The sequence below is a fragment of the Actinobaculum massiliense genome, from assembly GCF_001457435.1.
In the GTDB taxonomy this organism is placed as follows: Bacteria; Actinomycetota; Actinomycetes; order Actinomycetales; family Actinomycetaceae; genus Actinobaculum; species Actinobaculum massiliense.
The window spans coordinates 1,588,424-1,602,119 of sequence record NZ_LN881717.1 but is presented as its reverse complement, the minus strand read 5'-3'; the positions used below and the strand labels follow the sequence as shown (position 1 = coordinate 1,602,119).

Annotated in this window: 11 protein-coding genes; 6 read left to right on the top strand and 5 right to left on the bottom strand. The window is 61.1% G+C overall.

Annotation, left to right across the window (positions count from 1 at the left end):
* Positions 1–84 precede the first annotated feature (84 nt).
* Both BN2664_RS08820 and BN2664_RS08815 read left to right on the top strand, forming a co-directional pair.
* Positions 85–897, top strand: coding sequence for a thymidylate synthase (locus tag BN2664_RS08820; RefSeq protein ID WP_007000554.1), 813 nt, complete (start codon positions 85–87; stop codon positions 895–897).
* Positions 898–1,458, top strand: a complete 561-nt coding sequence (locus BN2664_RS08815; protein ID WP_007000555.1) for a dihydrofolate reductase — start codon at positions 898–900, stop codon at positions 1,456–1,458.
* Here the strand turns inward: BN2664_RS08815 and BN2664_RS08810 are convergent, their stop codons facing one another.
* Positions 1,459–2,841: a class II fumarate hydratase gene (locus BN2664_RS08810; RefSeq protein WP_007000556.1), complete on the bottom strand. Its 1,383-nt coding sequence runs from the start codon at positions 2,839–2,841 to the stop codon at positions 1,459–1,461. It abuts the gene before it with no gap.
* Positions 2,842–3,033: 192 nt separating this feature from the next.
* Here BN2664_RS08810 and BN2664_RS08805 point away from each other — a divergent pair, with 192 nt between their 5' ends.
* The gene (locus BN2664_RS08805) at positions 3,034–3,612 is read left to right on the top strand and encodes a hypothetical protein (RefSeq protein WP_007000557.1); all 579 of its coding nucleotides are present in this window, start codon (positions 3,034–3,036) and stop codon (positions 3,610–3,612) included.
* 502 nt (positions 3,613–4,114) lie between these two features.
* Entirely contained in the window at positions 4,115–5,911 is a 1,797-nt protein-coding gene (locus BN2664_RS08800) for an OFA family MFS transporter (RefSeq protein ID WP_007000558.1), read from the top strand.
* A 267-nt stretch (positions 5,912–6,178) separates the two neighbouring features.
* On the opposite strand, the gene tal is transcribed toward BN2664_RS08800, so the two are convergent.
* Together tal and BN2664_RS08790 are read right to left on the bottom strand one after the other, a co-directional pair.
* Positions 6,179–7,285 (bottom strand): transaldolase, encoded by a 1,107-nt coding sequence (tal, locus tag BN2664_RS08795; RefSeq protein ID WP_007000559.1) that lies wholly within the window; start codon positions 7,283–7,285, stop codon positions 6,179–6,181.
* A gap of 9 nt (positions 7,286–7,294) precedes the next feature.
* On the bottom strand, positions 7,295–7,705 hold the full coding sequence (locus BN2664_RS08790; RefSeq protein ID WP_040317115.1) for an OsmC family protein: 411 nt from the start codon (positions 7,703–7,705) through the stop codon (positions 7,295–7,297).
* A 210-nt stretch (positions 7,706–7,915) separates the two neighbouring features.
* Here BN2664_RS08790 and BN2664_RS08785 point away from each other — a divergent pair, with 210 nt between their 5' ends.
* Together BN2664_RS08785 and BN2664_RS08780 are read left to right on the top strand one after the other, a co-directional pair.
* Positions 7,916–8,860: an alpha/beta hydrolase gene (locus BN2664_RS08785; protein WP_058120684.1), complete on the top strand. Its 945-nt coding sequence runs from the start codon at positions 7,916–7,918 to the stop codon at positions 8,858–8,860.
* Positions 8,861–8,913: 53 nt separating this feature from the next.
* Positions 8,914–10,131, top strand: a complete 1,218-nt coding sequence (locus BN2664_RS08780; RefSeq protein WP_007000562.1) for a hypothetical protein — start codon at positions 8,914–8,916, stop codon at positions 10,129–10,131.
* A gap of 2 nt (positions 10,132–10,133) precedes the next feature.
* Here BN2664_RS08780 and BN2664_RS08775 read toward each other — a convergent pair whose 3' ends face one another.
* A complete protein-coding gene (locus BN2664_RS08775; RefSeq protein ID WP_007000563.1) occupies positions 10,134–11,198 on the bottom strand; it encodes a glycosyltransferase in 1,065 nt (354 codons plus the stop codon).
* Between the two features lie 28 nt (positions 11,199–11,226).
* Positions 11,227–13,656 carry a sodium-translocating pyrophosphatase gene (locus tag BN2664_RS08770; RefSeq protein WP_155856532.1) on the bottom strand — a complete coding sequence of 810 codons (2,430 nt, stop codon included), beginning with the start codon at positions 13,654–13,656 and terminating at the stop codon, positions 11,227–11,229.
* Between the last annotated feature and the right edge of the window lie 40 nt (positions 13,657–13,696).

The window sequence follows — 13,696 nt, the reverse complement described above, 5'->3', positions numbered from 1 at the left end:
AAGCCTTGCGAGTTCGCGCCGCGCGCTTCGCCGTCGGCGCCTGGCTTACGGCGCGCACATCGAAAAGCATTTACACTTGCACGCATGGGAAACACGGTGATTAACCGACAGTACGAAGATCTTTTGGCTGAAATTCTGGCCACCGGTGCGCAGAAGGGCGACCGCACCGGAACCGGCACGCTTTCGCTTTTTGGCCGTCAACTGCGCTACAACCTGCAGGACGGCTTCCCCCGAATTACCACGAAGTTCGTGCCGATGAAATCCGTGAAGGGCGAGCTCCTCTGGTTCCTTTCTGGCTCCACAAATATCGCTTGGCTGAAGGAACACGGCATTTCTATTTGGGACGAGTGGGCTGACGAGGACGGCGAGCTGGGGCCGGTTTACGGCTACCAGTGGCGTAGCTGGCCTACCCCCAGCGGCGAGCATATTGATCAGATCGCGAACGTTATCCGCCAGCTACGCGAATCCCCCGAATCGCGCCGCATTATCGTTTCTGCGTGGAACGTGGCGGATCTGGATCAGATGGCGCTCCAGCCCTGCCACGCGTTCTTCCAGTTCTACGTGGCCGATGGCAAGCTTTCCTGCCAGCTCTACCAGCGCAGCGCGGATATGTTCCTGGGCGTGCCGTTTAATATTTCTTCGTATTCGCTTCTTACCCACATGGTGGCCCAGCAGACCGGGCTCGAGGTAGGCGAATTCATTTGGACCGGCGGCGACTGCCATATTTACACCAACCACATTGAACAGGTGAAGGAACAGCTCTCACGCGAACCATTCCCCTTCCCCACTCTCAAATTGCGCCAGGCGCCTTCGATTTTCGATTACCAGATGGACGATATCGACGCCTCCGAGGGCTACCAGCATCACCCGAAAATCGCGGCACCGGTGGCGGTGTAAATGCTGATCGGAATGATTTGGGCGCAAAGCCCGAGCGGCGCGATCGCCAACGGTACGCATTTACCCTGGGACATCCCCGAGGACCGCAAGTTCTTCCGCACCACCGTGCGGGGCCGCCCACTCATTATGGGCCGGCGCACCTGGGAGGCTTCCGGGCGCCGAGCCATGAAGAACACTCCCACTTTCGTGGTCACCCGCAATGGTTCGTACGACGCCGGAGCCGCGCGCCAAGTTGGGTCCGTCCACGAAGCCATTGAAGGCGCATTCAATTACGGATCAGCTTTTGGCGCCGCACCGGATCTGGCCTGGATCGCCGGGGGTGGAAATATCTACGCCGAGCTGGAGCCGGTGGCAGATATTTTGGTTCGCACCACGGTAGATAAAAACGCGTCAAACGCGGACGTGTTCGCGCCTGAACTTTCGGGAACTTGGGAGATGCGGCGTACGCTTACAGATAGCCCGTGGATAACGTCGTCCTCCGGGGAACGTTTCCGCATTGAGCTACTTGCCCGCCCGGGCGTAGAGCTCCCCGCGGATATAGCTAAACTCGCGCTTCCTTAGCTAAATCATCCGGTGCGGGTCAACCCAGCGGTCGAAGTCCGCGGGCGCGATTCCTTCGCCGAGAGCTGCCTCCCGCAGGGAGAGACGCTCGCCTTGCGCGCGCTGAGCAATTTTCGCGGATTTTTCGTAGCCAATATGTGGGGAAAGAGCCGTCACCAGCATGAGGTCATTATGCAAATGCTCGTCAATAACCCGCTCGCGCGGCATAATCCCCCGCGCGCAACGCCGTGCGAAACTCTGGACGGCGTCGGAAAGCAAGCCAATTGATTCGAGCACGCTCCAAGCAATAATTGGCTTATAGACGTTGAGTTGGAAATTGCCTTGCGAGCCAGCGAAGGCAACCGACGCATCGTTGCCAAACACCTTGATGCAGACCATGGATAGCGCTTCGGCCTGGGTGGGGTTCACCTTGCCCGGCATAATCGAACTTCCCGGCTCATTGGCGGGAATGCTGATTTCCCCAATTCCCGCGCGCGGGCCAGAAGCGTACCAGCGCACGTCGTTGGCGATTTTGAGCAAGGCACCAGCCAGCGTCCGCAAAGCCGCGGATACTTCCACCAGCTCATCGTGGGCCGAAAGCGCCGCGAAAAGATTATCGGCCTGCGCGAACTCGATCCCTGTTTGCGCGCTAATAATTCTCGCCACCGCGGGGCCGAATCCCGCCGGGCTATTGAGGCCGGTACCCACCGCGGTGCCGCCAATGGCCAATTTGCGCGCCTCGACTTCGGCGTCTTTGAGGGCCACCACCGCGCCGCGAATCTGCGCCGCCCAGCCGGATATCACCTGCCCGAGGCTCACCGGCGTAGCGTCCTCCAGATGTGTGCGTCCGGCCATTATTATTTCCGCGAAATTCGCGGCCTTGGCATCAACAATCCCCAGCAGTTCTTTTAGCGCCGGATAGAGGTGCTGGTGTAAACCCTCCACCACGGCCACGTACATGGCGGTGGGGAATGTGTCATTTGAGGACTGACTGCGGTTCACGTGATCATTGGGATGTACCGGCTCCTCGCTCCCACGTGGCCTACCCGCTAGCTCATTGGCGCGGTTGGCAATGACCTCATTGGCGTTCATATTCGTCTGGGTGCCAGATCCGGTCTGGAAGGCGACGAGCGGAAATTCGGCGTCGTGCGCGCCGTCGGCAACCTCTTTCGCCGCCGCGCAAATAAGACGCGCCCGTTCGGCGTCGAGCACCCCGAGATCGCAGTTTGCCCGCGCCGCCGCAAACTTCAACAAACCAAAAGCGCGGATAAGGGGCCTCCCCCAGACGAATCTCTCGCGCCCGATGGGGAAGTTATCGAGGCTACGTTGCGTCTGCGCGCCCCACAGGTGCTCGGACGGCACCCGTACTTCGCCCAGCGAATCATGCTCCACCCTTGTTTCCATGCCTATAGCTTAGGTGGTGCGGCCATTGAAAACTCTGCGACACCGAGGCCGAACCGCCGCGGACCGTAGCCTAACCACCGCGGACCGGGGCCGAACCGCCGCGGACCGTGGCGCTCGTGGCTCCAATACCTCGAGTAGAGTCGTGGGCAGGCGCTTAGGCTAGGCCTAGCTCAGCAGACAGGAGGAGACAAGATGGAAAACCGCAAGAGCTCCGGTCGCCGCGCGGCGGGCGCGGGTACCTCGCATTCGGTAGAAGCGGCCACCTCCCACGCGGCCAGCGAGCCCGCGAGCGCGCAGGCGTCTGCCCCGAGCGCGGCACCATCCCCCTCTGCTTTCAGCGCGCAAGAGTACCGCGAGGGCGAGGCGAGCGCGCTTCGGCATGCCAATGCACGCGCGGAGGCGGCCAACAAGCGTGCCGCCGCCCTAGTAACGCAGGTCAGCACTCTGGAAAATCAGCTTGCGGCCGCGCGTGGGCAGGTGAGCGCGCTGGAGAAAGATCGCGAGGCCTCCGCATCTAAGTCGGTTGTGTTGACCGCCGACCTAACGCAATCTCTCAAGGAGCTGGAACAGAAGAGGGCCGCTGAAGAAGAACAGCGCTTGGCCGCCGAGACCCGAGAGAATGAAACCCGTCAGCTGCGCGAAGCCCTCGCCAAAGCGCGCGGGGAGCTGACCGAAGCGCGGGAGAATCTGCGGCAAGAACGCCGCGTTTCGATCCTCCTTGGGGTTGGTCTTATCTGCACGGTGGCGGCGCTGGTTCTTATCCTTCTCTAGGCAGGGGCGTCAGCTCCGCGGCGCTCGCAAATGCGCGTGGACGCCGCGTCGCCGCTCTGCCGCCACCCCACATCCGCCCCGCTAAACGTGACGCACTACAAAGGGCGAGGTCTAGAAATTAACCGCGCGGATGTCGTTAGACTAGAGACGTCTATCCAAAGATGAATCGGATGGACTTTTTTCATGTCTTCAGGCGGTTCCCGTCGAGCCCCGGGCTCCCGGGAAACGCCGCGGGCGAAGAGTAGCGCGACGGCAAACCGGAACGGCTTTATTGCCCCCTCAATATTGCGCAGGGATCTCCGGAAGCCAGTCACAGCGGCGCAAATTGACGCCGCGCGGGGCGGATAACCGCTCTCCACACAATGAGGTATCGGGCCGCAAAGGCCGTGATACCTCATGCTCAAAAACGGCCAATAAGATAAAAAATTTCTTCTTCAGGCCGCGCCATCCAGCTGTCAAAACCAAGAAAACGCGAGATTTGAATTTCAAGGAGGGATTCCCCGTGACGACCTTATTCACTAGTTTCAATCGGGTTGGCCGTAGCGGCATCGTGACGGGCACCTGTTTCGTTATTTTCTGTCTCTCCGCCGTTGGCGTGATGTCGGTGGTTATTCCGGCTTTGGCCGAGGCGCGCGGATGGTCAATGGGCCAGCTTGCCTGGATTTACCCAGTTTTCCAAACCATGCAGGTGCTGACGGGGCTTTTCGCCGGTTCGCTATCGGATCGGATTGGCCCGCGGCGGGTGATCTTGACCGGCGGTTTCATTTACGGATTAGCGTGGATCCTCACCGGATTCGCCAGCTCCGTACCGATGCTGTACTTCACTTTCTGCGTGATGGGCGGCATCGGAAATGGCTTCGCCTACTCCCCCGCACTTTCCACCGCTCAGCGGTGGTGCCCGGATCGGCGCGGCGCCGTCTCCGGACTTCTGGTCGCGGTGGCGAATGTGGCGACGGCTTTGGCTTCGATCCTGGCCGCCTCGCTCCTCATTCCGACCGTGGGCGCGGGAGCCACCTTCCAAATTCTTGGTTTAGTCTTCCTACTCTTCACCTGCACCGGGGCGCTTCTAACGCGCAATCCCGAGCCCGGCTGGATGCCCGCCGGATACCAGCCGCCCGAAGGTAAAAGCAGCGCCGCCGGTGTCTACGGCGACCTCACGCCCAAGCAAATGCTGAAGACGCGCCGCTTCTATTTCCTCTTCGTCATCTACGCCTGCGCCTCCACGGCCGGGGCCATGATGATCGGTTCTTCGTCGCTTATTGCGCGCACGCAGCTTTTTGCAGATCCTTCCTCTCCGGCCGCCATTGCCGCCGGTGGTCTGGTTGTCTCGATCACCACCATCGCCGGCGCCTGCGGGTCGTTTTTGGGTGGAGCTCTTTTCGACCGCATTGGCGGCCACCGTTGCCTGGTCCTTATTTTCGGGGCCACCATGTGCGCGCTTATCGGGCTATCACTGGCGCCCACCCTGGGGCTTTACCTGGGCGCGATCGTGGTGCTTGGTTGCGCCAACGGCTCGCTGGGCGCCATGTACACGCCCTTCACCGGCCGCACCTTCGGTACCACGTACCTGGGATCGAACTGGGCCCTCATGTACTGGGGATACGCGGTAGCCACCTGGGTTTCCGCGCCGCTGTCGACCGCCCTTTACGACCCCTCCGCGGGCCGCTGGGCCTACCAGGGCACGTTCTACGGGGCCGCCCTAATTTCCCTCGTTGGTTTCGTTCTCACCCTGTACCTCATGATGGCGCAGCGCCTCTACAACGCCGCCCGCCGCGTGGTCTCTATCCTCCGCGTCGAAACGTGGACCAAGGAGCAGGCCGACGACGACGCCCCCACGTTGCGTGCTGGGTTGCGCCGCGCCGGTAGCAAGATTCTGGAGGCGGGCGAGAAGGTGCGCGACGCCGGAGATAAGCTCCTCGACGTTGCCATGCCACACCGGAATGAAACCGAGGAAGAGCGCACCCTGCGCAAGCAGCGCATTGCTGAACGCAAGGCGGAGCGCTCCGACCGCACCAATCGCTATATGGAAACGCTTCGACCGCCGCTCTCCCTCGAAGCGCAGGAGAAACTCGGGAAGATCAACCGTTTCCGCGACCTTATGCGCGATATCGACGCTCGCACCCAAGCTCACGCGGAAGCCGGTGATCGCGGGGCCGACTGGCATGATTCAGCCCTCGATTCCGATTCGCTCACTAGCCGTAGCTGGGGCGAGGAAGAATGGACGCTGGGTGATTTCCAGGATGGAATCTGGCGTGAATCCTCCTGGTATCGCGACCTTTTAGTCGGCCAGGACGCCTAGGTTTTCTGGCCGCGCGAGGCAAACAAGCCACGCGGGCAGGCGCAACGGCTCTGGAGCGCTTGCCCGCGCTATGCCCATTTTGACCGGCCCGTGTAAGGCTCTAGACCACAGCAGGGTGGGAAGGAATTTTGGTACTCCTTCCCACCCTGCGGCGTATTCGCTAGGCCGGCCCTCAAGCACCAGGCTTGGCTTATGCGCCTAGTTAGTTTCGGCGCTGCTTAGCTAATGCGCCTAGTTGGTGGCTTCGGCGCTACTTGGCTTATGCTCCTAGTTGGCTTCAGCGATGGCCTGGTTCACGGTGTCCTGAAGTTCCTTCCAAGAGACGATGAACTTCTCCACGCCCTCGCGCTCAAGCTGGTCGGTGACGTCTTTCAGATCCACCCCGGCTTTTTCCAGCGCCTTGAAGGTGGCGTGCGCATCCTCGATATTCGGCGTCACCGCATCCCCGGAAATCTCGGCATGATCAAACGTCGCCTCCAGCGTCTTTTCCGGCATGGTATTCACGGTATTCGGAGCCACCAGATCCGTTACGTAGAGGGTATCGGGATAGGCGGTGTTCTTAACCCCAGTTGAGGCCCAGAGCGGACGCTGGATATGAGCACCGGCATCGGCAAGCTTTGCCCACCGCTCACCCGCGAAAGCCTCCTCAAACAACTCGTAAGCCAGGCGCGCATTAGCCACGCCGGCCATGCCACGCAACGCAAGAGCGCCGTCGGCGCCGATTTCCTCGAGCCGCTTATCCACCTCGGTATCGACGCGCGAAACAAAGAAGGAAGCAACGGAGCGGATTCCCTCTAGCGCGTGGCCGGCTTCCTGAGCCTTCTCCAGTCCGGCGAGGTAGGCCTCGATGACTTCCCGATAGCGCTCACGGGAGAAAATCAGCGTCACGTTCACGGAGATTCCAGCACCAATAACCTCGGTAATCGCCGGCAAGCCCTCCTTGGTGGCAGGGATCTTGATCATGGCATTGGGCCGATCCACCTTCTCCCACAGCTGCTTAGCCTGCTGCGCGGTAGCTTCGGTTTCGAAGGCGAGCTCGGGGGAAACTTCAATCGAGACGCGCCCATCCTCACCCGAGGTTGCTTCGTAAACCGGACGCATCACGTCGCAGGCATTGCGAACGTCTTCGGTGATGATCTCGAAAATTGCCTCGTCCCCGGAAAGCCCCTTCTCCGCGACTTCCTTTACCTGTTCGGCGTAGGACTCCCCGTTGCGCAAGGCCGCGGCGAAAATTGTGGGATTGGTGGTAACGCCCGTTACGTCCCGGTTCTCAATTAGATTGGCCAAATTCCCGCTAGTAATTCGCTCGCGTGAAAGGTCATCTAGCCAGATGCTTACGCCCTCATTGGCGAGCTGTTCGGTTCGACGTGTCATTGTTTCTCCTCAGTTATTTCTTTGAATATCAATCGTGTGGTTTGTTCCGGCGTCAAGCGTGCGCCCGACCGTGCAGATCCGTTCAATCGCGCGAATTGCCCGTTCCTTAAGCAACTGGACTTCCGCCTCCGGGAGTTCCCCTAGATCGGTGTGAAGCGCGACGGCAAAGGCCGTGTACCGGTTTCCCGCCTCGTCGTAGGTGGCGTCCACATCCAGCTCCGCTTCGAAATCTTCACCGAGCTTGGTTTCCAAACGATGGTCAGCCGAAAGTGCCGCGCATCCCGCGAGTGCCAGTTTCAGCAACTCTCCGGGCGAGAATTGACCTTCACCTTTGCCGATTTCCACCGTTGCTCCGCGCGCGTTGCGCCCTACGTAGTGCAGGCTTCCGCGCCGCTCTCCCCAGACTTCCCTGGTTGCCATCTCCGCCTCCCTTAGCGATTTCTTGGCCGCGTCCGCCGCGCTCGCCGCGGCGCCACGCAGAGCCGGCCAAGTGACCGCAAGCACTTCCAAGTATCGCAGACCCGCCCGGTAAACTCCCATTCTCAAAGCCCCAATTTCCCTCCTGGCATTTCCCCCTCGCTAGCGGCCTACACTAGGCGGCAGGCACTAGTGCAGACGGAAGAGGTTAAGGTGGCTGGAATTTTTGACGGCATACAAGGCGCGGACATTCGCCCCCAGGAACTCACGCGGCGGAAGGTCATTTCCTTTGGGAGGATGACGTACCGGCAAACTCATGACACGCACTGGCCGCGCGAGCTCCACATGGAGATCCTCACGCCGGATGAAGTTGGGCCCCACCCGGCCCTGCTCTTCTTTACCGGCGGCTCTTTCGTGCGCGCCCATACCGGGAATTTTCAGCAACTACGCACCGCCTTCGCGCAGGCTGGCTTCGTGGTGGCAAGCGTCGAATACTCCACTATCCCCCATCGCTTCCCGGCGCAAATCGAAGATGCCAAAGCCGCAATCGCCTATCTGCGCACCCACGCACGCGACTTCGGCGTCGACCCCGAAAGAATCTCGGTGCTGGGCGATTCGGCGGGCGGCTTCATTGCCCAAATGCTCGCCGTAACCTCCGGAACCTCCACTTTTCTTCCCGACGCTGTTGATCCGTCCCAGTGCGAGATCGCCGCGGCCGTGTCCCTCTACGGGGTCTCGTATTTCCTCCATCCCGATGCGGATCCGGCCAATATTTCCAGTGCCGCCCAGGGCACTGATGATAACCTCGTCTCCCTGGCGCTGGCCGTGGTGCGAGGGGTGGAGGATCCACTTCCCTTCGCGCAGGCCCTACCTGCCGCGCGCCAGGCGGCTCCTATTTCGCATATTCGCGCCGATCAGCCGCCGCTTTTCTTATTGCATGGCGGCGCGGACGATCTGGTTCCGATCAGGCTTTCAATCGATATGTTCGAAGCATGCCAAAGCATCGGCGCCGAGGTTTCCTTGCGGATTATTCCCGAGGCGGGCCACGGCGATGCCTACTGGTATCAGCCCGAAGTAATCGACGAGATCATCGCCTGGGTGTGCCAAAAGCTTGGCTACGACCCCACCTTTGTGCCCGGCCGACCGGTTATTTCTTGAGGGTCAGGCGGCGGCCCAGCAGGTAGACGAAGGCGGGAAAATCCGAGGCAAAAGTGTGCGATCTAGAAAACCGGGTAGCTAGCGCTCCCGCGCGAGAAGTGGGCGGCGAGTTTGCCCAGCCACTGGCGGAGGATTTTCTGATTCCCTCCCCTCGCCGCGTTCCGCGAGCGCCGGGAACCGCCACCGCCCATTACACCGCCTCCGGGCGTCAGGCGCTTTCGCTTATTGCCCGTGCCTTGCGCGATCTCGGGGTGCGGCGAGTGGGTATGCCGAACTATTTTTGCTGGACCATGGCCGAGCCCCTGGAGCTTGAGGGCTTGGGTATCGATTACCTCAAGGTCGGCGAAGATCTACTACCCGAGCCAGCGCACGTGGCTGCCTATGGCCGAGGAAGCTCGCAACCCTCGGCCGTTCTTGTGGCTACCACCTTTGGGAACCAGCCCGGCGAGGACCTCCTTCGCGCTCTGGAAGCGTTTACCGCCCGCGGCGGATACGTCATTGGCGACCTCACCCACGACGTGCCGAGCTACTGGCAACTGCCCGAAGCACGGCCGTATTTCGATGAGCCGCATTCGCCGCGCTTGCTAGATCGGCAACTCCCCGCAGCACGGCCCCGCTGGGCGAATTTCGCCCTGGCGAGCCTGCGCAAATGGGTGCCTATACCGGATGGAGCCTGGGCGTTGGGCGAAAACTTGCCGGCATCGGGAGCGCGCGGCGCCATTGATGAAACCGCGAGTAGCCTCGCCTGGCGCCGCATCCAAACCGGAGAAAACAACGCCGCCGAGGATGCAGTCGACGCCGCTATCTCTCCCGTCTCCATCAGCACGCGGGCCGCAGGGATCCTTTGCCGCGTGGCTTGGGAGGGCATTGCTCGCGCCCGGCGTGCCAATGCGAGGACGCTAGCCCGATGCTTGGCGGAAGCCGGCGTCACCGGCGGCGCCCGGGCTGGCGGCGCCCCGGCTGGCGGTTCCCAGGCCGAAAGCTCGGCGCGGTCGAAGATTCCGCGCATTATTTCCACCGGCTGTTACGCGCTCGCACTGAGCTGGCCGGAAGGAGCGGCCTCGGCCGCCGCGGCAAGCGCCGCGCTGGCTGAGGAAGGCATCTATACCCCCGCTTATTGGCCACCGCTCACCGCCTCGCCGGCCTGGCCCGGCGTGTTGGCTCTGCCAATTGATCAAAGATACGGCGCGGCGGATATGGCCGTTGTTGCTCGCGCCGTTGCAAAAGTGCGAGCCAGCCTTCCGTCGCGCCGTCATAGCCGCGAGGATTAGCGCTATTCCTTCTCCGGGAACCAGCCGCCGACCGCGGAGATAATTTCGCGATCGAAGGTGTCATCGGAGTGGTGGGCTTGGATCCACTCCACGAATGACCCACCCACGAGTTCGTCTAGGCGACCACGCGCCGTCGCGGTGTCCCGAAGTACCTGGGTGAGAACTCGTTGCGCGGCTTCGGCGTCGTCCGCCGGGTAAAAGAACGGATACCCTTCCGGAACCAGGACGCGGGCCCAAGGAAGATCGGGCAAAACTGCCACCACTCCCGCGCCCATCGCCTCCACGTACATCAGGCCGTAGGACTCTTCCAGCGAAGTTGCAAGCAACGCCGTCGTGCGAGCGAGGGCCTCCCAGTAGGAATCGCGGGAGGCGAGCAACGGCCCCGTCCACACCCAGCGAGGGCGGGCCATATCCATAGCCTTGGCGGAAACCAGATGAGACTCGTCCAGGCGCATCTCCACCCGCAACGGAATTTCCTTTTCCACCTTCTCTAGGACGTCCATAAAGAAGTCCGGCCGCTTGCGAGCGGAAACGTAAATCGCCGGGTAGAGGACCACCGGAGTTTGGGTTTCCTCGCGCGGTTTGACGTGATCGAGGCGGAAGCCGAGGTTCACCCAGGCCAGGCGGGCCTGCTGGGCGATATCCTGCACCGTCCAGCGGGAGATCACCTCACGTACTTCTCCGGCCGTGCGCTCGGAGTTAGCGAAGGTCGGGAAAAGCGCGCAAGAGAGCGCGAGGGCGGAGATCTGCTCCCGCTCAATGAAGTCGCCCACCGGGAACCATACGAAGTTCATAATCTTCGGGCGGGTGCCACACGCGGCTTCGTACAGCGAATTCCACAAGCCGAGGGAATCAATAACGTCCATATTGATCACCACGGCCTCCGGGTCGATTGCCTCGATCGGGAGGATTCGCGTTCCCGGGCCGCGGCGGGCCACCGGGCCAATTAGGACGGCGTCGGGAAAAAGCCGCAGGAGGCGGCGCACCAGCGTATCGCCGGCCTCGTGCCCAACAACCGATCCCGCCTCGTCAACAACGGTTTTGCTTCGTTTAATCGCAATTTTCATGACCGTTCTCCTTTCGTGATGACGGTGACTATTGGGCAATGGGTTCTTCGGCGTCAGCGGGCGCCATCTCCGTCTTAATCCGCATGCCGTAGAAGGAACGGTAGACGAAGAACATCGAGATCAGGCAGAACACGACGGCGAGGCCAACGACCACACCGTGCAGACCCTGCCCGGAAAGAGCCACCGCCAGCTCGACGGCCAGCAGGCCAAAGAGGGTGGTGAATTTAATGATCGGGTTGAGCGCCACCGACGAGGTGTCCTTGAAGGGATCGCCCACCGTATCGCCCACGATCGTGGCGTCGTGTAGCGCGGTCCCCTTCGCGTGCAGGTCAACCTCCACAATCTTCTTCGCGTTATCCCACGCACCGCCGGCGTTCGCCATGTAAATCGCCTGATAGAGGCCGAAGATGGCGATTGAGATGAGGTAGCCAATAAAGAAGAAGGGCTCCACGAACGCGAAGGCGAGGGTGGCAAAGAAGACCGCCAGGAAGATCTGCAGCATTCCTTGCTGGGCGTACTGGGTGCAAATATCCACCACGCGTTTCGAATCTTCCACCGAGGCCCGCTCCGAATCGGCATCCAGCCGGATGTGGTTCTTAATGAAATCCACCGCGCGGTAGGCGCCGGTTGTCACGGCCTGGATCGAGGCTCCGGAGAACCAGTAGATCACCGCGCCACCGGTAACGATTCCCAGCAGGAACGGCGCGTGCAAAAGCGAGAGATATTCAATTCCGGTGCTCAGGTGGTTGGTGAGGCCAATAATGATGGAGAAGATCATGGTCGTTGCGCCGACGACGGCGGTTCCAATCAGCACCGGTTTGGCCGTGGCCTTGAAAGTGTTTCCGGCGCCGTCGTTCTCCTCCAGCATCAGCTTGGCTCCCTCCCATTGCGGGGTGAAACCGTAGTCGCGTTCGATTTGGCCGCCGATTCCCTCAATCGCTTCAATGCGCGAGAGCTCGTAGACGGACTGGGCGTTATCGGTCACCGGGCCGTAGGAGTCGACGGCGATGGTCACCGGTCCCATCCCCAGGAAGCCGAAAGCCACCAGGCCGAAGGCGAAGACCACCGGGGCAATCATGAGGTCACCCATGCCGAGGGTGGAGATCCAGGCGGCAACACCCATCAGGCCAACGATGCACATACCCAGCCAGTAACCGGAGAAGTTACCGGCCACCACGCCGGAAAGAATATTCAGCGATGCGCCGCCCTGCTGAGAGGATTTCACAACCTCTTGTACGTGGCGCGAGCTGGTGGAGGTGAATACCTTGACCAGCTCGGGGATGAGCGCACCGGCGAGGGTTCCGCAGGTGACGATGGTGGCGAGCTGCCACCACAGGCCGCCCGGCTGGGGCGAAAGCACAAACCAGGTGACCAGGTAGTTCACGCCAATGCAGATAATTGAGGTCAACCACACCAGCGAGGTCAGCGGCTTTTCAAAGTCCATGCGCTCGGCGTCCCGATACTTGGCGGCAACATACAGTCCATTGAGCCAGTAGGCCAGCCCGGAAGAGATCAGCATGGTGGCACGCACAATGAACACCCAGGCAAGCAGGGTGGCCTGGGTTGCCGGCTCGTGAACCGCGAGGACAATGAAAGTTACCAGGGCTACGCCGGTCACACCGTAGGTTTCAAAACCGTCGGCGGAAGGACCCACCGAATCACCCGCATTATCACCCGTGCAGTCGGCAATCACGCCGGGGTTGCGCAGGTCGTCTTCGTCAATCTTGAAGACGATCTTCATCAGGTCAGCACCGATATCGGCGATCTTGGTGAAGATGCCGCCGGCGATGCGCAGGGCGGAAGCGCCTAGCGACTCACCAATAGCGAAGCCAATAAAGCAGGCGCCGGCAATATCAGCGGGCAAGAAGAGCAAAATGATGAGCATCATGAACAACTCGAGGGAGATCAGCACCATGCCAATCGACATTCCCGCCTTGAGCGGGATCTTGTGCAAATCAAGTGCTTTGCCGCGCAGGGAGGCGAAGGACATGCGGGAGTTTGCGAAGGTGTTGACCCGGATGCCAAACCAGGCGACGGCGTAGGAGCCACCCATGCCAATCAGCGAGAAGGCAATAATGATCGCTACCTTGCCCCATGGGAATTCGACCAAGAACTTGTAGTAAACAAACATCACCACGGTAATGAATGCCCACAGAATCAAAAGGAAGCGGCCCTGGCGCTGCAGGTATGCCTTACAGGTGGAATAAATCAGCTCGCTGATTTCCAGCATCGCTTTATGTACCGGAAGGCGCTTGAGCTGCATATAACTAAACAAGCCGAAGGCCATACCGCAGGCGCAAATCAATAACCCGACGAGCAGGAGTGTGCGACCGGAGATGCCACCCGAGGCCGTTGCCTGGTGCAGATCGGGAAGCACCAGCGAGGCTTCGCCGCCGGAAACTCCCCCTTCACCGCCGCCAAAGTGTTCCGTTGAGGCGCAACCACTGAGCGCGAGCATCGCGAGGAGCGCGAGCCCCATGATTCTTCCGGCCACCCGA